This is a genomic window from Metabacillus sp. YM-086, assembly GCF_048059995.1.
Lineage (GTDB): Bacteria > Bacillota > Bacilli > Bacillales > Bacillaceae > Metabacillus > Metabacillus litoralis_B.
The window spans coordinates 48,533-68,630 of the sequence record NZ_JBLUOI010000005.1; the positions used below are offsets into that span (position 1 = coordinate 48,533).

Consider the following 20,098-nt stretch of genomic DNA (forward strand, 5'->3'; position numbering starts at 1 on the left):
TTTTGTTCCATTCTTATAGTTTACTTAAAATCTTTCAGCTTTTCTAGATTGTTTATGGTATAATATCGAAGGTGATTTTGAAATAATGATAGTATTAACTCAGAATACTACAGGAATGAGCCTTTTAATTAGGTAACACCTCATTCTTGGTTATTATATATTTTTAGGAGATGAAATTGTGAAACTTCGAAATGATATTCGCAACATTGCTATTATTGCCCACGTTGACCATGGTAAAACGACTTTGGTTGACCAACTTTTACATCAGTCTGGAACATTCCGTACGAACGAGCAAGTTGCTGAACGTGCAATGGATTCAAACGACCTTGAGCGTGAGCGTGGAATTACAATTCTTGCTAAGAACACAGCTATAAACTATAAAGACAAACGTATTAACATTATGGATACACCAGGGCATGCTGACTTCGGTGGAGAAGTTGAACGTATTATGAAAATGGTTGATGGCGTATTGCTTGTTGTTGATGCTTATGAAGGGTGTATGCCACAAACGCGCTTCGTATTAAAGAAAGCATTAGAGCAAAACTTAACACCGATTGTTGTAGTAAACAAGATTGACCGTGATTTTGCACGTCCATCAGAAGTAGTCGATGAAGTTTTAGATTTATTCATCGAGCTTGATGCAAACGAAGATCAATTAGAATTCCCAGTGGTATTTGCTTCTGCTATTAATGGTACAGCAAGTACAAGTCCTGATCCGGCTGAACAAGAAGAAAATATGGCTTCATTATTTGATGCAATTGTAGATCATATTCCTGCACCAGTCGATAACAAAGAAGAGCCTCTTCAATTCCAAGTAGCATTGTTAGATTACAATGACTACGTAGGACGTATCGGGATTGGACGCGTGTTCCGTGGAACAATGAAGGTTGGACAACAGGTTTCATTAATGAAAGTTGATGGTTCAATTAAAAACTTCCGTGTATCAAAGATTTTTGGTTTCCAAGGATTAAAACGTGTTGAAGTTGAACAAGCTGTCGCAGGGGACCTTGTTGCAGTATCAGGTATGGAAGATATCAATGTTGGTGAAACAGTATGTCCAGCTGAACATCAGGAAGCACTTCCTATTCTACGTATAGATGAGCCTACATTACAAATGACATTTGCTGTAAATAACAGTCCGTTTGCAGGTCGTGAAGGTAAATTTGTCACAGCACGTAAAATTGAAGAACGTTTGTTAGCTCAATTGCAAACAGATGTAAGCTTACGTGTTGATCCAACAGATTCACCAGATGCGTGGGTTGTTTCCGGCCGTGGAGAGCTTCATTTATCAATCTTAATTGAAAACATGCGTCGTGAAGGATATGAATTACAAGTATCCAAACCAGAGGTTATTGTTAAGGAAATTGATGGAGTAAGATGTGAACCAGTAGAACGTGTACAAATTGACGTTCCAGAAGAGCACACTGGTTCTGTTATGGAATCTATTGGAGCTCGTAAAGGTGAAATGCTTGACATGATAAATAACGGTAATGGTCAAGTACGTTTAATATTTAATGTACCAGCTCGAGGATTAATTGGATATTCAACAGAGTTTATGTCTTTAACTCGTGGATTCGGTATTATTAACCACACATTTGACAGCTACCAGCCAATGCAACCTGGTAAAGTAGGGGGACGTCGTCAAGGTGTTCTTGTTTCAATGGAGAATGGCAAGTCTACAACTTACGGTATTCAAGGTGTTGAGGACCGTGGAGTGATCTTCGTTGAAGCTGGTGTGGATGTGTATGAAGGTATGATTGTTGGAGAACACACTCGTGAAAATGACCTAGTTGTTAACATTTGTAAGATGAAACAACAAACAAATATTCGTTCTGCTACTAAAGATCAAACAAGTACAATGAAAAAACCTCGTATTATGTCATTAGAAGAAGCCCTTGAGTATTTAAATGATGATGAATATTGCGAGTTAACTCCTGAATCGATCAGATTGAGAAAGAAAATTCTTGATAAAAATGAACGTGAAAAAGCAGCTAAAAAGAAAAAACTAGCTGGAATGTAATTGGAAAGCTAATTTGAATAGGCTGATTCTATTGTATAGAATCAGCCTATTCACTTAAAGTAATGTTCATAGTTTAATTTGTGGATGAATGGTAACCTGACTTACCTAGCTCCAATTTACTAAAAAAATGGAACAATTTATGTGTTAGTATATAATTAGAGTTTTGTCCACAGTAAGTAACTAGCAAGTAAACTTGTGAGGAGGGGACATGATGGATGTTTCAGAAAGACTTTCGTTTTTTCCTAGCCTGTACCAAGTTGTCGATAATCCGAAGCTTGGGATGTGGATGTTATACTTAACAATCTTATTTTTATCGATTCTTGTATATAAACTTGGGTTTGCTAAAAAACTCCCAATTTTAAAATCGGCTGTTATTTATACCTTTTTAGCCTTTGGTTGTACGGTATTAACGTTTTTAGGGATCTTTTTACCAGTTGCAGAAGGATTAGTGGTTGCAGCACTTATTTTAATTATTTACAAAATCAGGCTATATCAGTCAAAAAAACAAGAAGCAGAAGAAGCAAAATAAAGGTTCTGACCAAAGTCAGAACCTTTATTTTTTAGTTGATTTAGAAAAAAATCGTAGTGGAATTGGTAGGATTAAGGCGTATAGTAAGTGTCCTAGTGTCCACCAAAGTATAGCTGTAAAGTCAAGTATATCTGGTGTTTCTTTTATGGAAAGTATTGTTAAAGGGAAATATAAAAAAACAGTTGGTAAGGTTAGGAAACATGAAAGAAGAACCTGCTGTTTCATCTGTATGAGCTTAAGGGAATGAGTAAAAAAAACAAAGATTACCCCGATTATAACAGATACTGCTAGATGAATAATAAATTCTAAGATTTCAGGAATATAACCAATATAAATAAAATCAATATTTAATAATAGTGTGTAAACCTTTAGTTTTGTTAATGTTTCGACTAATTTTAAAAACAAGCCCAATACCGTTCCGCTTATAAGTCCGGTAACGAGCCCTTGAAGTATTCTCACCAGGTGTCTTCTGTCTTTTTATCTTGATAAAGTCGAAACTTACCAGTTGCAATTCGCTCATTTGTTTTTTCTGTAATTCTGTTTTGACAAGGATTACACATATATGTATGAATTGGACGATTTCTAAGTCGTTTTGCAACTAATGTTTCATCGTCAATGTTTTCCACTGTATCACAAATAACACACTTAACTCTCATTTGGCACCTCTTTATTATTTAATATCTTTTTACTAATTCTATTGGTCATATTATAACATAAGCCTTTAAAAGAATTGAGAAGGAATGTTTTTAGTTGGAACATTTTAGAAAAAAAGGTATGATATTTCTATATAAAATGGAAAGGGAGGATTCAGATGGCTAATAAAGTTGAACCAGTGTTAATTGAGCCCTTATTTAATGCTTTGCAACAAGAGCGGTATGTAACTTTGGCAACAATTGATTATGAAACGGGTTCTCCAAACATAAGTGCCATTTCTTGGGTTTTTGCTCCGGAAACTAACCGGATTTTTTTAGCAATAGATCAACGTTCACGAATCATTGATAATATAAAGAAACATCCTGCAGTTGTTTTAAATTTAATAGCTAACGAATCTACATACTCCATTAACGGAAATGCACATCTTAAAGGAGAAAGGTTGGAAGAAGTTCCGTTGAAACTTGCTTTAATTGAAATATCGATAATTGAAGTTCGTGATGTTATGTTCTATGGTTCAAAGATTTCAGCCGAACCACAATATGAAAAAACATATGATGAAAAAGCGGCGTCTAAGTTAGATAAACAAGTATTAGATGCTTTAAAAAATCATGCTTGAAAAGTGAATATCTTATAGTCGTATTTAGGAAAAAGACTGCTTGAAACAAGATGATCCCTAACATAGCTAACACGAATTAGGTATTCATAAATTGTTCCAGGCAGTCTTTTTATATTAACAAAGTAACTGATTTACTTATCGTTTAAATGACCATTCGATTGATCTTGCTGTTCTTTTTCTAACGACTTTTCTTCTTGCTCATTTAGTTGATTCTTACTTTGCTCTGTTGGTTGTTTTTGTTGGTTATCTAAGATTTCAGCCGGTACTTCTGGTACGACACGTCCAACAATGGCTGCTAACTCGTCTAAGATACCCACAATTGGTCGTCCTTCCTGAATTTCGTTGGCCATTTCACGTAGTCTAACGTTTGTATCTGCATCTGCAATGACGATTGCTCTTGCTCCATATGGATCATGCATTAAGCTTTCAGCAACTGTATATTTTATTGATTCTACTTTATTACGATCAAGTTTTGAATTAACGTCAATACCTACAACTGCAAATTGTCCAAGCACAACAGCTGTTGCATCGTTAACTTCAGGTATTTGATTGGCAAGCTCCACAAGATGCTTTGAGATTTCTTGTCCTGTTTTACGATCCACATGCTGTTCTACGCTGTTCTTAACATTTATTTGTGTTTCGTTTCCGTCATTGTTTTGCGTATCATTAGCACCTTGGTCTTGATTGCAACCGGTTATGATGAGGAACGATAACAAAAGAATTGTAATGAATTTCATGAGATCACTCCTTATGATTTTTTTAAATATTCATGTTAATCTTTCCTGGTTTTTGATCCTTTTTTCCTTTAGTGTGTTTCACTAAGGAGTCTTTCCGTACACCACTTTTAACTCAGCTGATATACACCGAAATGTTTATTGATTTTACATCCGAATTTAAGTTGAAAAGAAGTTTTTTTACTGCTTTTTAATTTTATTGTCTAATAAACCTTCTATCTTTATTCATTCTTTCATATATTTTAGCAACGCTTCATTCACAGCTTGACTTTTTTTCACCACCTAATTGTTTAAACTCCATAAAAAAATAGGAACGGAGTAGGAGGCGGAGGTTTGAGGAAGATTTATGTTCTAGACACAAATGTATTATTGCAAGATCCGAATTCAATTTTTTCCTTTGAAGAAAATGAAGTAGTTATTCCAGCAGTGGTTTTAGAAGAGGTTGATTCAAAGAAGCGGTATATGGATGAAATAGGAAGAAATGCAAGGCAAGTTTCAAAACTGATTGATCAGCTTAGAGAAACAGGCAAACTTCATGAGAAAATTCCTTTACCCAATGGTGGGTCATTAAGGATAGAATTAAATCATCGGTCTTTTCACCAATTACAAGAAATTTTTGTTGAAAAAACAAATGATAACCGAATACTTGCAGTGGCAAAGAATTTATCATTAGAGGAACAGACGAAAGAAAATGGCCGAGCAGTAATATTAGTGAGTAAGGACACACTCGTTCGAGTAAAGGCTGATGCGATTGGTTTAATTGCTGAGGATTTTTTAAGTGATCGAGTAGTAGAAATCGATCACATCTATTCAGGCTTTCTCGACATGTATATTAGTAATGAAAATTTAAATCGTTTTTATGAAAAAAATGAATTGATATTATCAGAAATAACGGATCATCCTTTTTATCCAAATCAATTTGTGATCATGAAAGATGCACTTGGAGGTTCGTCCTCTGCAATTGGTAAGGTAGATCATTCAGGTAAGAAAATTCAAAGACTAGTATTCGACCATGATCACATTTGGGGAATCAAACCTAGAAATGTACAACAAACGATGGCTATGGAGCTTTTACTTAGAACGGACTTGCCTTTAGTTACACTAATTGGTAAAGCAGGAACTGGAAAAACATTACTTGCTTTAGCGGCAGGTCTTATGCAAACTGAAGATCTTGGTTCTTACAAAAAGTTACTTGTTGCAAGACCGATCGTGCCTGTTGGAAAAGATTTAGGATTTTTACCTGGTGAGAAAGAAGAAAAGCTTAGACCGTGGATGCAGCCAATATTTGATAACCTTGAATATCTCTTTAATACAAAAAAGCCAGGTGAGCTTGATGCTATATTAGCTGGAATGGGATCAATTGAAGTAGAAGCTTTAACGTATATTCGTGGAAGAAGTATACCTGAACAAATTATTATTATTGATGAAGCACAAAATTTAACAAAACATGAAGTGAAAACCATTCTTACGCGTGTTGGAGAGAGAAGTAAAATTGTTTTAATGGGAGATCCTGAACAAATAGATCATCCTTATTTAGATGAATATAATAATGGACTAACTTATGTTGTGGAAAAGTTTAAAGATCAGCCTATAGCTGGTCATGTAAGGCTGGTAAAAGGAGAAAGGTCTGGGTTGGCTCAGCTTGCAGCTGACATACTATAGTGATGGACAATTAGTGAAATCGAAAAGGGCTTTAATGAGCCCTTTTCGTAACTAATTAAGAAACAATGATTTCTTTTACATGCGTTATTGGTGAATCGATATTTGATCCATTGCCATAATAAACGTGAATTGGACCATCTTCCTTAAGAGGTTTTCCTTTCTTGCTAAAACCTAATATCATCTCTGATGCATCTTCAAGTGGAACGATGTATTTCTGGTCTTTTGTAATAAATTGAACCTCTTTTGCATCATCTTGGAACTCGGCATTTTGAAGGAAGGGTTTAAAAGGAATTCCGAAGGTTCCGTTCAAAATTTTCTCTCTCTCATATGTACGTTCTGTCTTAAGTGTTGGAGGGTAAATAGCTCCTTCGCGAATTTCACGTTCCCAGTGTTTAGATACCGCTTTCGTGTACTCTTCTAACTCATCTTTTGATTCCTGTTCCGTATGAAAATAAGTTGTCAAATCAACTTTTCTATCATCGAAAATCCAAACACCTGGATCTAAGGTAATTTGATAATTTACCTTTCCTTTTATAATAATAATTGAATTCATTATGAACACCCCTTTACAACGCTAGTATAAGCTTTTATGGAAAATTTGTCACATGTTAAGATAGCATCCTTTTTTAAACGAAGTTCACAAATAATTCCATTTCAGAAGAGAGATCATTAGTTTAAAAAGTACATTAGCTTTAGCCTATCAAAATCTAATTCCATTATGATAATTTTTAAGAATTAACAAATAGGCTTAAATTTTAGAGGATTATTTAATCTTTAGTCTGTTTGTCCTTGCTTTTTTCCTTCAATGGATTTAATATTAATACATAGAATAGGGTAATCGCTCGGAAACGGAGGGATTAAATTGGCGTCTGAGATTGCTGTTAATCATCGAGAAAAGGCACTTGCGGTACTTAAGGCAGATGCTGATAAAATCATGAAATTAATCAAGGTTCAAATGGATAATTTAACGATGCCTCAATGTCCACTTTATGAAGAGGTTTTAGATACACAAATGTTTGGTTTATCTAGGGAAATAGACTTCGCTGTAAGGCTTGGTTTAGTTGAGGAACGTGAAGGAAAAGAACTTCTTGATTCGCTTGAAAGAGAGTTGTCTGCATTACACGATGCATTTACAACAAAATAGTTGACTAAAAACTCAAACTCACACATAATAGTTTGAGTTTTTTTAGTTTATTGATAAAAATATAACGATTTTAAAGGATTTTCCTCTACAAAAAGCGAAGATATAGTAAAATAAAGGTACAACTAGATTTACTTCATGTTTTTAAGTAAGGAAGAGATAATTATGATGAAAAAAATAATAAAATCATATGATTATTCATTAATATTAGCTGTTATCCTGTTATGTTCATTTGGACTAGTTATGGTTTATAGTTCTAGTATGATCACAGCAGTTGCACGATATGGCTTTGAGCCAGATCATTTTTTCCAAAGGCAAAAAATGGCTCTAATTGGAGGAGGTCTTGCATTTATTGTAATGATGATTTTTCCTTACAGAGCATTTTTAAATAGTAAAATTTTAAAATTTATTGTCTTTGGTTCAATTGGCCTCTTAGTCTCCTTATTTTTTATCGGGCATGTAGCCGGTAACGCTCAAAGTTGGATCAAGTTAGGTGGTTTCAGCCTTCAGCCTGGTGAGTTTGTGAAGCTAAGTGTAATCATTTATCTTGCAGCTGTTTATGATAAGAAACAGTCTTATATAGATGAATTTGGACGAGGTGTTCTTCCTCCGCTTATTTTCACAGGACTTATTTGCTTTTTTGTTGTCATTCAACCTGACTTTGGAACTGCTTTTATAATCGGGATGATTGCTATTTGTATGATTGTCTGCTCAGGAATGGCGATAAAAAGTATGTTAAAGCTAATATCTCTTTTAGGGTTATTTGGTTTATTGATGCTACCGTTTATCGTACTTAAAGGGTTTTTTAGTGATGAACAGATGAGTCGTTTTACTGGTGTGCTAGATCCTTTCGGAACCGAAGGGGGAGCAGGATATCAACTTGTGAATTCTCTTTATGCAATTGGTTCTGGTGGCTTAACAGGATTAGGATTGGGACAAAGTGTTCAAAAGTATGGATACTTACCTGAATCACATACTGATTTTATTATGTCTATCATTGCTGAAGAATTAGGAATCTTTGGAGTCCTATTTGTATTGATTCTACTAGCTTTTATTGTAATAAAAGGGTTTTATATTGCTAGGAAATGTCAAGATCCTTTTGGTACCTTGCTTGCCGTTGGCATCTCAAGTATGATTGCCATTCAATCTATGATTAATTTAGGCGGCTTAACGGGATTACTACCGATTACAGGTGTTCCATTACCGTTTATAAGTTATGGAGGTTCTTCTATTCTTTTGCTCCTTATCTCTATGGGGCTACTTATAAATGTATCAATGTTTACAACATATCGCGATACGTATAAGAAGCCTGTGAAAATGGATAATCAACCATTACAAGAAGTTCAGCCTATTCAACCAACAACAAAGAATACTTCAATAAGATAAAATTACTTAAAATACCCCTCAGTCACAAATGTTTGTCTGAAGGGTATTTTATTTATATTATACATATACCTACCTACTGTGTTTGTTTAAAAGGCCAAATAGTCAGTGAATTTTTGTATAACATTTTTCTTTAATGTGTTATACTAATCAACAAACTAATTGTTTGTTTTAGGAGGGGAAGTTTGTTAATGGGTACATTGAATAAGCTTTTAGTTGCAAACAGAGGGGAAATCGCAATAAGGGTGTTCCGGGCATGCACAGAGTTGAATATTAGAACAGTAGCGATTTATTCGAAAGAAGATACCGGGTCTTACCATCGCTATAAAGCTGATGAAGCTTATTTAGTAGGAGAAGGAAAGAAACCAATTGATGCCTATCTTGATATTGAAGGAATCATTGAGATCGCAAAAAATAATCAGGTTGATGCCATACATCCAGGTTATGGTTTTTTATCTGAGAATATTCATTTTGCTAGAAGATGTGAGGAAGAGGGAATCATTTTTGTAGGACCTAAATCTGAGCATTTAGATATGTTTGGAGATAAGGTAAAGGCAAGAAAACAGGCAGAACTAGCAAATATACCTGTTATTCCGGGGAGTGATGGTCCTGTAGCAAGCCTTGATGAAGTGATTGAATTTGGAGATACATACGGTTATCCTTTTATGATTAAGGCTTCACTTGGTGGAGGCGGAAGAGGGATGAGGATTGTAAGAAGTAAAGAAAGCTTACAAGAATCATATGAACGTGCAAAATCTGAAGCAAAAGCAGCTTTTGGTAATGATGAGGTTTATGTAGAAAAATTTATTGAGAATCCTAAACATATTGAAGTTCAAATATTCGGAGATCATGATGGGAATACTGTTCACCTTTATGAAAGAGATTGTTCTGTCCAGAGACGTCATCAAAAGGTTGTTGAGGTAGCACCTAGTGTTTCTTTATCAGAGGACCTACGTATTAGAATTTGTGATGATGCTGTAAAGCTTATGGATAATGTAAAATATTTAAATGCAGGAACAGTTGAATTTTTAGTTTCAGGAGATCACTATTATTTTATTGAAGTAAATCCACGTGTTCAGGTTGAACATACGATAACCGAAATGATAACAGGGATCGATATTGTTCAAACTCAAATTCTGATAGCTCAGGGCCATAATCTAGCAAGTAAAGAGATTGGTATTCTATCTCAAGATCAAATTAAAGTAAATGGATATGCAATTCAATCTAGGGTTACGACAGAAGACCCTTTAAATAACTTTATGCCCGATACCGGTAAAATTATGGCCTACCGATCAGGTGGCGGCTTTGGTGTTCGATTAGATGCAGGAAATGGGTTTCAAGGGGCTGTTATTACTCCTCATTATGATTCATTACTAGTAAAGCTGTCGACTTGGGCTTTAACATTTGAGCAAGCTGCATCTAAAATGGTCAGAAATTTAAGGGAATTTAGAATAAGAGGGATTAAAACAAATATTCCTTTCTTAGAAAATGTAGTAAAGCATGAGGATTTCTTAAGTGGAAAATATAATACATCCTTTATTGACTCATCACCTGAGTTATTCGTTTTTCCAAAAAGGAAAGACAGGGGAACAAAAATGCTTTCATACATTGGAACTGTTACTGTAAATGGATTCCCAGGAATAGATAAACAAAAGAAGCCAGTGTTTGAGAAGCCTGTTGTTCCAAAAGTAAAGTACTCTGAACAAAGAGTAAATGGAACGAAACAGATTTTGGACCAACAAGGTGCTTCAGGGCTTGTTAAGTGGATAAAGGATCAAAATCAAGTACTGTTAACTGATACAACATTTAGGGATGGACACCAATCCTTACTTGCAACACGAGTGCGAACAAATGACTTGAAGAATATAGCAGAACCTACTTCGCATCTGTTACCTCATTTATTTTCATTAGAAATGTGGGGAGGGGCAACTTTTGATGTTTCTTACCGCTTTTTAAAAGAAGATCCGTGGGATCGTTTATTAACAATTCGTGAAAAAGTGCCGAATGTATTATTACAAATGCTACTACGAGCATCAAATGCAGTTGGATATAAAAATTATCCTGATAATGTCATAAAGGAATTTGTTGAAAAATCAGCATATGCTGGTATTGACGTTTTTAGAATTTTTGACAGCTTGAACTGGGTTAAAGGAATGACATTGGCAATTGATGAGGTAGGTAAATCCGGAAAAATTGCTGAAGCTGCTATTTGCTATACAGGAGATATATTGGATTCAAGTAGACCTAAATATAATTTAGAATACTATAAAAACATAGCAAAAGAGCTTGAGCAAGCTGGTGCACATATCCTAGCGATTAAGGATATGGCAGGTTTACTTAAACCTAAAGCAGCTTATGAACTCATATCTACTCTTAAAGATGCAGTTGATCTTCCAATCCATCTTCATACCCATGATACAAGTGGTAATGGAATTTTCACCTATTCAAAAGCGATTGAGGCTGGAGTGGATATAGTTGATGTAGCCGTAAGTTCAATGGCGGGGCTTACCTCACAGCCTAGTGCGAATTCCCTCTATTATGCACTAGAAGGATATGAGCGACAACCAAATATAGATATACAGTCATTAGAACAGCTTTCACAATATTGGGAGAATGTTAGAAAATATTATGTTAACTTTGAAAGTGGTATGAATGCACCACATTCAGAAATTTATATGCATGAGATGCCAGGAGGACAATATAGTAATCTTAGGCAGCAAGCAAAGGCTGTTGGATTAGGTGATGAATGGGATAAAGTAAAAGAGATGTACCGAAGAGTGAATGATCTATTCGGAGACATAGTTAAAGTTACCCCTTCGTCAAAGGTTGTTGGCGACATGGCATTATTTATGGTTCAAAATAAACTAAATGAAGATGATATTTTTGAAAAGGGAGAAACACTGGATTTTCCAGATTCAGTTATTGAATTGTTTGAGGGGTATTTAGGGCAACCGCACGGAGGGTTTCCTAAAGAATTACAACGAATTATTTTAAAAGGTCGCACGCCTATTACAGAACGACCTGGTGAAAAACTTGAACCTGTAAATTTTCAAGCTATGAAAGAAGAGCTATTTCATAGTTTAGGGAGACCTGTAACTAATTTTGAACTAATTGCTAATGCTCTTTACCCAAAAGTCTTTTCCGAATATATTAAAACATGCGACATGTATGGTGATATTTCCGTCCTTGATACCCCGACTTTTTTATATGGAATGAGATTGGGTGAGGAGATAGAGGTTGAAATTGAACAAGGTAAAACATTAATAGTGAAACTCGTTTCAATTGGTGAACCTCAAGCTGATGGACATAGAATTGTCTATTTTGAATTGAATGGTCAGCCCCGTGAAGTGATGATTAAAGACGATAACATTCAATCTACGGTAGTATCAAAGCTTAAGGCTGATAAAAGCAACGGAGACCATATTGGTGCGACCATGCCAGGAACAGTTATTAAGGTGTTAGTTGAAAAAGGTGAAAAAGTGAACAAAGGGGATCATTTAATCATTACTGAAGCTATGAAAATGGAAACTACAGTTCAAGCTCCCTTTACAGGAGTTGTAAAAGATATTCATGTTTCTAATGGTGAGGGAATTCAATCTGGTGATCTGTTAATAGAAATTTCTAAAGGTTAATCTACCAATACTTTAGAGAAAATAAAAAAAGAGGCGAAAGCCTCTTTTTTATTTGGAAAATGATTGTTCAGTTGTTGAACTAACCTCAGTATTTAAATTACTACGACTAACTAATAAAAGAAAATAGCTGAATAGGCCAAACAAACAGGAAATTATAAGTGCATGAGCTAACGATACAAAAAGATTTAACCCTGATAAAACAACAAATGCTCCGGATGTTACCTGCATACATACTAAAATAAAGGCAATCATCCAACCTTTATAAATAATTTTTTGATGTTTGTGATACTTAAATGCGCGCCATGCGGTATATGCTATCCAAATAAAAATAATGCCTGCAGCCATTCGGTGGCCCATTTGAATCCATTCATGAAGTGTAGTCGGCAGTCCACCTGCTCGTCCGCTGCACATCGGCCATTCTGGACAGGCTAGACTTGCACCTTTATGTCTAACATATGCGCCAGTGTAAACGACAACATATGAGTAGACGATAATGCCCACCATATGAAATTTCATAGTCTTATCAATTATTAATGTCTTTGAGTCAAATTTCTTATCAACTTCAAATATTAACAGTGTTAATAACAAAACAGATGCAAAGGAAATAAGCGATATACCGAAATGAAGAGCAAGAACGGCATCTGATTGGCCCCACATAACAGCAGCAGCCCCAATTAAGGCCTGCAATACTAGAAAAAACACTGATAGTATAGCTAAGAACTTCGTTTCTCTTATATGACCTATTTGTTTCCAAGACCATATTGAGAGAATTAACACAGCTATACCAGCAAGTCCACTAACCAAACGATGACTAAGTTCCACAACGAGTTCAAAAGTAATTTCACTCGGTACAAACTCGCCATGACATAGCGGCCAAGAATCTCCACATCCTGCACCTGACTCAGTTTTCGTAACAAGAGCTCCGCCAATTAAAACACACAACATAATCACTGTTGTCAAAACGGCGAACCATTTAAGAGCACGTTGCAACATGTTCACCTACTTAAGTATAGTCAATTGAGATTAATAATAGAAAAAAATACTCCACCGTATCGTACACAATGTACAAGAAAAAGACAATAAATAACGTAAAATGTTCACAAAGTTCTTAAGTTTTATGAAAAGGGTGTCAAATATAGTTTTCATACAATTTATTGATCCGTTAAAGGGGTTGAATGTGTATTAGGAGTTTGCTAGAAATAAAATGTACCTTTATTTTTATTACAATAACTATTTTTTCCTAAGAATTGAAATGGAAATTATGATAAAATAGGAAGGCTTGGTATAGTAGTATAGTTCAAGGGGATGTATCCCTTCACAATTTCGACAAAAATACTTCATAAATTATTCACAATTTAAGAAAGAATTATGTTTTAATATCAAGTAGACCGTTTTTAAATGTTTATTTTTTTAGTATGATAAGATATAGAAAATTAGCAGGTTGCAACCGCCTTCATCTTACTTCTCTTAACTATGTTATCATATGTAATAGAAGAGACTGCTTATTTCAAAAGCAAGTATTTTAAAGACAGGTGAAGGAATTTGAAATAGCCTAATGACATTAGGTTATATTGGGTAAGGAGGTAATGAATTGGCAGATACAAAAGTCTTGGATGAGGCTGCCATTAAGCATCATTCAAATGATATACGTGAGACGACACTCTGGAAGGATTTCCTTTCATTAATTAAAGTAGGGATTGTTAATTCAAATGCAATAACTACCTTTACTGGTATTTGGCTTGCTCTTTACTTTAGTGGTAAAGGATTTCTAGCTAATATTGATGTCGTACTATTTACATTACTTGGTTCTTCATTAGTAATCGCTGGATCCTGTGCAATTAATAATTACTATGACAGAGATATTGATCATTTAATGGAAAGAACAAAGGAGCGTCCAACTGTTACTGGAAAAATGAATCCAATGCATGCATTGTGGATTGGAATCTTTCTGTTAACTGTAGGATTTGCATTAATGCTTATGACAACGATCACTGCGACAATTATTTCGTTGGTAGGGGTTGTTACTTATATCTTTTTGTATACAATGTGGTCAAAGCGCTTATATACCATTAATACTGTTATTGGAAGTGTTTCAGGTGCTGTTCCACCTTTAATTGGATGGGCGGCAATTGACTCTAACTTAAGTGTTATGGCATGGGTACTATTTTTAATTATGTTCATTTGGCAACCACCACATTTTTTAGCTTTAGCAATGAGAAGAACAGAAGAGTATCGAGCTGCTAATATTCCAATGCTTCCTGTTGTTCATGGATTTGATGTTACGAAACGTCAAATTATGGTATGGGTTACATGTTTAATACCTTTGCCGTTTTACCTATATGAGCTTGGGGTGGGATTTTTAATTCTAGCAACCGCTCTTAATATTGGGTGGGTAATAATTGGAATCAAAGGCTTTAAAAATAAAGAAATTGAAATGAAATGGGCAACAAAAATGTTTGTCTATTCAATTAACTACTTAACGATTTTGTTTGTATCAATGGTGTTATTCACCATTATCTAATTGTGAAATTCTTTCTTAAAAAGAATTTATTTATACAAGAGTTCCTGTAAAAATTGATAGGACTTTAAATTACTGAAAGAGGGGTTTGATTTGGCTATGAGAAAATGGCTGACAAAATGGCGTCTGTTTTCACTTTTCGCAGTTATGACGCTTGTCTTAGCCGGCTGCGGTGAACCGTTTCTTTCCACGCTTAAACCTGCTGGTGAAGTAGCGGATATGCAGTACGACATCATGGTATTAAGTACTTTAGTTATGGTCGTCGTTATTGCAATCGTAACGGTAATCTTCATTTATGTTGTAATGAAATTCCGTAGAAGCAAAACGGGAGAAGACAACATTCCTGTACAAGTTGAAGGGAATCATAAGCTAGAAATCATTTGGACTGTTATTCCTATTTTGTTACTTCTTGTCTTAGCTGTGCCTGTGGTATCTGCAACATTTAAACTTGCAGAGGTGGATGCTATCGATGACGAGAATCGAAAACCAGAAGACGCGATCGTGGTAAATGTTCGTGCAAATCTATACTGGTGGGAATTTGAATATCCTGATTACGGAGTAATTACGAGTCAAGATTTAGTCGTTCCAACTGATGAGAAAGTTTACTTTAACTTAATTGCTTCAGATGTTAAGCACTCATTCTGGATTCCATCAATTGGTGGTAAGATGGATACGAACGTAGACAATGTAAACCAAATGTGGTTAAAGTTTGATTCAGCAAGAGCTGACCAAGCTGGTGAGTATTTCTATGGTAAATGTGCTGAACTTTGTGGACCTTCACACGGATTAATGGACTTTAAAGTAAAAGCTATTTCCAGAGACGAATTTGACCAATGGATCTCTGGCATGGAAAATGCTAAAGCCGTTGCATCAACTGATTTAGCAAAACAAGGTGAGCAATTATTCGAAGAAAAAGGATGTATTGCTTGTCATGCTGTTTCTCCTACTGATGAGAGACCAGCAGCTGCAAGAACTGCTCCAAACTTAGCAACATTTGGAGAGCGTGCTCGTGTAGCAGGTGTTCTTGAACACAATGCTAAGACCGTTCGTGCCTGGTTAGAAGATCCTGAAGCTTACAAGCCAGGAAATAAAATGACTGGTACTTATCCAGAATTGAATGATCAAGAGTTGGATGCTCTAACTGAATATTTAATGGGACTTAAAGTCTCAAGTAATTAATTAAGAGCTAAATGAAAAGGGAGGTAACACTGTGAGCACGTTAACTCAGAAAAAAGGGGTCGGCGCTGTTCTTTGGGACTATCTCACAACGGTAGACCATAAGAAAATCGCTATCCTTTACCTGATATCCGGTGGCTTCTTCTTCCTTGTTGGTGGATTAGAAGCAATGATGATCCGCATTCAGCTAGCCGTTCCGAACAATGATTTTGTTAGTGCTGGTTTATACAATGAAGTGTTAACAATGCACGGAACGACAATGATATTTTTAGCTGCAATGCCTTTATTATTCGCATTAATGAATGCGGTTGTACCATTACAAATTGGTGCTCGTGACGTAGCATTTCCATTCTTAAACTCTTTAGGTTTTTGGTTATTCTTCTTTGGTGGAGTATTCTTAAACTTAAGTTGGTTTTTAGGAGGAGCACCTGACGCAGGTTGGACGTCATATGCATCTTTAGCGTTAGAATCACCAGGACATGGTGTTGATTTTTACTTATTAGGTTTACAGGTTTCAGGTCTAGGTACGTTGATAGCTGGGATTAACTTCCTAGTAACGATCATTAACATGCGTGCACCTGGAATGACTTACATGCGTATGCCATTATTTACATGGACTACATTTGTAGCTTCTGCACTTATTTTATTTGCTTTCCCTGCATTAACAGTAGGATTAGCATTTCTAATGTTTGATCGTTTATTTGGTACTGCTTTCTTTAACCCTGCTTTAGGCGGTAACACAGTAATTTTCGAACATATTTTCTGGATTTTTGGACACCCTGAAGTATATATCTTAGTATTACCTGCTTTCGGTATTTTCTCAGATATTCTTCCGGTTTTCGCAAGAAAGCGTTTGTTCGGATATTCATCAATGGTATTTGCGACCGTTTTAATTGGTTTCCTTGGGTTCATGGTATGGGCTCACCATATGTTTACAACTGGTTTAGGACCAATTGCAAATGCTATTTTCGCGGTAGCTACTATGGCAATCGCTGTACCAACAGGTATTAAAATTTTCAACTGGCTATTTACAATTTGGGGAGGATCTATTAAATTTACGTCCCCGATGGTATGGTCTGTAGCATTTATTCCTACATTCGTTATGGGTGGAGTAACAGGTGTAATGCTTGCTATGGCTGCAGCTGACTATCAATACCATGATAGTTACTTTGTAGTAGCTCACTTCCACTATGTAATTGTAGGTGGGGTAGTATTCTCATTATTTGCTGGTGCTATTTACTGGTGGCCAACAATGTTTGGTAAATTGTTAAACGAAAAGTTAAACATGGTAATCTTTGTTTTATTCTTTACTGGTTTCCATTTAACTTTCTTTATCCAACATTTCTTAGGCTTAATGGGTATGCCGCGTCGTGTATTCACATTCTTACCTGGTCAAGGCTTAGATACAGGAAACTTTATTAGTACAATCGGTGCTTTCTTAATGGCAGCTGGAACAATTCTTTTACTTATCAATATTGTCTACACGGCAGTAAAAGGTAAAAAAGTTGGCAGAGATCCATGGGGAGACGGTCGTACACTTGAGTGGGCGATTTCATCACCACCACCTGAGTATAACTTTAAACAAACTCCACTTGTTCGTGGATTAGATGCTCTTTGGATTGAGAAGATGGAAGGGAATAAAGAAATGACACCAGCTGAACCACTTGGTGACATTCATATGCCTAACGGATCAATTCTACCGTTTATTATGTCATTTGGATTATTTATTGTATCATTTGGATTAATGTACCGTGAGGATTACAGTTGGGGACTTCCTGCGATAATTGTAGGTTTCATTATTACTTTCGCATGTATGTTCTTACGTTCTGTTATTGATGATCATGGATATCATATCCATAAAGAGGACTTACTTAATGAAGATAAAGGAGGGAAAGCGTAATGGCATCTGTTGAAGAAAAATTAACAGCAGAAAATTTCCCTGCTTCGCCTGAAAAGTCAACCCTTGAAGGCAAAAATAAATTTACTGGCTTTTGGTTATTCCTTGGTGGAGAGACAGTACTCTTTGCAACTCTTTTTGCAACTTTCTTAGCTTTAAGAGAATCTACTGCAGGTGGAGCTACCACACAAGAGTTATTTGAAATTCCTCTTGTATTTGCAGCAACGATGTTACTTTTAACATCAAGTTTAACTAGTGTATATGCAATGTACCATATGAAAAACTTCAATTTTGGTAAAATGCAACTTTGGTTAATCATTACTGTTCTATTAGGATTAGCATTCTTGATTTTAGAAATTTATGAGTTTAATCATTATGTACACGAATTTGAATTCACAATTACTAGTAGTGCACTTGGGTCTTCTTTCTACACGCTAGTAGGAACACACGGACTTCACGTTGGTTTTGGTCTATTATGGATTACTACCTTAATTGTTCGAAATGCAAAACGTGGTTTAAGTTTGTATAATGCACCTAAATATTATGTTGCAAGTTTATATTGGCACTTTATTGATGTTGTTTGGGTGTTCATTTTCACTGTTGTATACTTAATGGGAATGGTGGGATAAACTGATGGCAAATAATCATAATTCAACAAACCCTAAAGTAGACCTTGCTTATCGTCGTAAAAAAAATGCAGAGGATATGAAACATCAGGTTGTAACATTTGCCATGATGATTTTCTTAACAATCGTTGCATTTATTGCTGTAGGATATGATGGAATTGCTGAATGGTTCAAGATTCCTTTTATCATTACGCTTGCAGTGATTCAAGTCATTTTTCAGCTTTACTACTTTATGCATATGAGTCATAAAGGACATGAAACTCCAGCATTATTTCTTTTTTCAGGTGTAGGAGTAGCTGGCTTAACAGTTTTAGCTTTCGTTACGATCATTTGGTGGTAATGAAAACAATGAAGAGCAATTGGCATTTATGCTGATTGCTCTTTCTTTATCCATTAATAGTTAAAACCCCCATCTGGACTGAATATAATTGGTTAGATGTATTATAAATCGCCTTAATAGAGAAGGTATATAGATAAATATCATGCTCTCTTAGAGTGTTATCAATAATAAACCTCAATGTATTTGTCATAGAACGTTCATTGATACGCTATGAACTAAAAGTGTATAATAAATGCTGAAAGACTAGCTTAAGGAGCTGACTTAAAGATGAGCTTTGATATATTTGGATTTCGTGCCTTATGGAGTCCGTATTTTTTCATTGTTTTACTTTTGATTGTAGCCATCTATTTTTTGATAATTGGACCCTGGCGAACTAAGTTTGAAGATAGTTCTCCTGTTTCAAATAAACAAAAAGTACTTTTTGTCACGGCTATACTGTTTCTCTATATTAGTAAAGGAAGTCCAGTTGATCTTCTTGGTCACATTATGTTTAGTGCACATATGACACAGATGGCAATATTATATTTAGTTGTACCCCCGTTTCTTATTTTGGGAGTACCGGATTGGTTATGGAGATCAATATTATATCGTCCAGTAATAAAGCCTATAATGAAAGTGTTAACGAATCCAATCATAGCTTTGATTGTATTCAATGGAGTTTTCTCACTTTATCATGTTCCGTTAGTTTTTGATTTTGTGAAAACTGATTCATTGTATCACGCGATCATGACGACAGCTATTTTTATCGGTGCTATGTGTATGTGGTGGCCATTATTAAATACATTATCAGATTGGAAATCGCTTACAGGTATAAAAAAAGTAGGATATATTTTTGCTGATGGAGTCTTATTAACACCTGCATGTGCACTTATTATTTTTGCTAATGACCCACTTTATTTAACTTATTCCGAGCCTCAAGCATGGATTAATGCATTACAATTATGTGTTCCAGCTGATATGTTAGCTGGATTAAATCTTACTGGTCCTGATATGTTTAATACATTACCACTTGTTGAGGATCAACAGCTTGGTGGAGTGTTAATGAAAATCATCCAAGAAATTGTTTATGGGACAATTCTTGCTTATATCTTTTTTAAATGGGCAGGTAGCGAGAGACGAAAAGATGAACTTGAATTGAAAAAGAACTTGTCTCCAGAGCCAGTAAAATAA

The 20,098-nt window shown here is 35.3% G+C and carries 18 protein-coding genes; 13 read left to right on the forward strand and 5 right to left on the reverse strand.

The window, feature by feature from the left end:
- The first annotated feature begins 178 nt into the window (after positions 1-178).
- Together typA and ACEWK1_RS03600 are read left to right on the forward strand one after the other, a co-directional pair.
- Complete coding sequence (gene typA, locus ACEWK1_RS03595) at positions 179-2,020, forward strand: translational GTPase TypA (RefSeq protein ID WP_098799393.1); 1,842 nt, start codon at positions 179-181, stop codon at positions 2,018-2,020.
- 208 nt (positions 2,021-2,228) lie between these two features.
- Positions 2,229-2,549: a YlaH-like family protein gene (locus ACEWK1_RS03600; RefSeq protein WP_232273506.1), complete on the forward strand. Its 321-nt coding sequence runs from the start codon at positions 2,229-2,231 to the stop codon at positions 2,547-2,549.
- Between the two features lie 24 nt (positions 2,550-2,573).
- On the opposite strand, the gene ACEWK1_RS03605 is transcribed toward ACEWK1_RS03600, so the two are convergent.
- Both ACEWK1_RS03605 and ACEWK1_RS03610 read right to left on the reverse strand, forming a co-directional pair.
- Positions 2,574-3,008: a hypothetical protein gene (locus tag ACEWK1_RS03605; protein WP_232273505.1), complete on the reverse strand. Its 435-nt coding sequence runs from the start codon at positions 3,006-3,008 to the stop codon at positions 2,574-2,576.
- Positions 3,005-3,205, reverse strand: a complete 201-nt coding sequence (locus ACEWK1_RS03610) for a YlaI family protein (RefSeq protein ID WP_098799396.1) — start codon at positions 3,203-3,205, stop codon at positions 3,005-3,007. Before ACEWK1_RS03610 ends, ACEWK1_RS03605 begins: the two co-directional genes overlap by 4 nt.
- A 155-nt stretch (positions 3,206-3,360) precedes the next feature.
- On the opposite strand from ACEWK1_RS03610, the gene ACEWK1_RS03615 reads away from it, so the two are divergent.
- Entirely contained in the window at positions 3,361-3,819 is a 459-nt protein-coding gene (locus tag ACEWK1_RS03615) for a pyridoxamine 5'-phosphate oxidase family protein (protein WP_121661283.1), read from the forward strand.
- Between the two features lie 131 nt (positions 3,820-3,950).
- Here the strand turns inward: ACEWK1_RS03615 and ACEWK1_RS03620 are convergent, their stop codons facing one another.
- Positions 3,951-4,556, reverse strand: a complete 606-nt coding sequence (locus tag ACEWK1_RS03620) for a YhcN/YlaJ family sporulation lipoprotein (protein WP_121661284.1) — start codon at positions 4,554-4,556, stop codon at positions 3,951-3,953.
- 330 nt (positions 4,557-4,886) lie between these two features.
- On the opposite strand from ACEWK1_RS03620, the gene ACEWK1_RS03625 reads away from it, so the two are divergent.
- A complete protein-coding gene (locus tag ACEWK1_RS03625; protein WP_121661285.1) occupies positions 4,887-6,215 on the forward strand; it encodes a PhoH family protein in 1,329 nt (442 codons plus the stop codon).
- A 55-nt stretch (positions 6,216-6,270) separates the two neighbouring features.
- On the opposite strand, the gene ACEWK1_RS03630 is transcribed toward ACEWK1_RS03625, so the two are convergent.
- The gene (locus ACEWK1_RS03630; RefSeq protein WP_212134417.1) at positions 6,271-6,768 is read right to left on the reverse strand and encodes a peptidyl-prolyl cis-trans isomerase; all 498 of its coding nucleotides are present in this window, start codon (positions 6,766-6,768) and stop codon (positions 6,271-6,273) included.
- Positions 6,769-7,077: 309 nt separating this feature from the next.
- On the opposite strand from ACEWK1_RS03630, the gene ACEWK1_RS03635 reads away from it, so the two are divergent.
- From ACEWK1_RS03635 to pyc, 3 genes are all read left to right on the forward strand, one after another.
- Positions 7,078-7,359: a YlaN family protein gene (locus tag ACEWK1_RS03635; protein WP_098799401.1), complete on the forward strand. Its 282-nt coding sequence runs from the start codon at positions 7,078-7,080 to the stop codon at positions 7,357-7,359.
- Between the two features lie 162 nt (positions 7,360-7,521).
- Entirely contained in the window at positions 7,522-8,742 is a 1,221-nt protein-coding gene (locus ACEWK1_RS03640) for an FtsW/RodA/SpoVE family cell cycle protein (RefSeq protein WP_212134419.1), read from the forward strand.
- Positions 8,743-8,930: 188 nt separating this feature from the next.
- Entirely contained in the window at positions 8,931-12,371 is a 3,441-nt protein-coding gene (gene pyc, locus ACEWK1_RS03645; protein WP_212134421.1) for a pyruvate carboxylase, read from the forward strand.
- A 48-nt stretch (positions 12,372-12,419) separates the two neighbouring features.
- Here pyc and ACEWK1_RS03650 read toward each other — a convergent pair whose 3' ends face one another.
- The gene (locus ACEWK1_RS03650; RefSeq protein WP_121661288.1) at positions 12,420-13,361 is read right to left on the reverse strand and encodes a COX15/CtaA family protein; all 942 of its coding nucleotides are present in this window, start codon (positions 13,359-13,361) and stop codon (positions 12,420-12,422) included.
- Positions 13,362-13,962: 601 nt separating this feature from the next.
- Between ACEWK1_RS03650 and cyoE the strand changes: the two genes are divergently transcribed.
- From cyoE to ctaG, 6 genes are all read left to right on the forward strand, one after another.
- Positions 13,963-14,892 (forward strand): heme o synthase, encoded by a 930-nt coding sequence (cyoE, locus tag ACEWK1_RS03655; RefSeq protein ID WP_212134423.1) that lies wholly within the window; start codon positions 13,963-13,965, stop codon positions 14,890-14,892.
- Between the two features lie 96 nt (positions 14,893-14,988).
- Positions 14,989-16,068 carry a cytochrome c oxidase subunit II gene (gene coxB / locus ACEWK1_RS03660; RefSeq protein WP_121664927.1) on the forward strand — a complete coding sequence of 360 codons (1,080 nt, stop codon included), beginning with the start codon at positions 14,989-14,991 and terminating at the stop codon, positions 16,066-16,068.
- A 31-nt stretch (positions 16,069-16,099) separates the two neighbouring features.
- Positions 16,100-17,965 carry a cytochrome c oxidase subunit I gene (ctaD, locus tag ACEWK1_RS03665; RefSeq protein WP_121661290.1) on the forward strand — a complete coding sequence of 622 codons (1,866 nt, stop codon included), beginning with the start codon at positions 16,100-16,102 and terminating at the stop codon, positions 17,963-17,965.
- Complete coding sequence (gene ctaE, locus ACEWK1_RS03670; protein ID WP_212134425.1) at positions 17,965-18,591, forward strand: cytochrome c oxidase subunit III; 627 nt, start codon at positions 17,965-17,967, stop codon at positions 18,589-18,591. The genes ctaD and ctaE overlap by 1 nt, the downstream gene beginning before the upstream one ends.
- 4 nt (positions 18,592-18,595) lie before the next feature.
- Positions 18,596-18,928: a cytochrome c oxidase subunit IVB gene (gene ctaF, locus ACEWK1_RS03675; protein WP_121661291.1), complete on the forward strand. Its 333-nt coding sequence runs from the start codon at positions 18,596-18,598 to the stop codon at positions 18,926-18,928.
- 267 nt (positions 18,929-19,195) lie between these two features.
- Positions 19,196-20,098: a cytochrome c oxidase assembly factor CtaG gene (ctaG, locus tag ACEWK1_RS03680; RefSeq protein ID WP_212134427.1), complete on the forward strand. Its 903-nt coding sequence runs from the start codon at positions 19,196-19,198 to the stop codon at positions 20,096-20,098.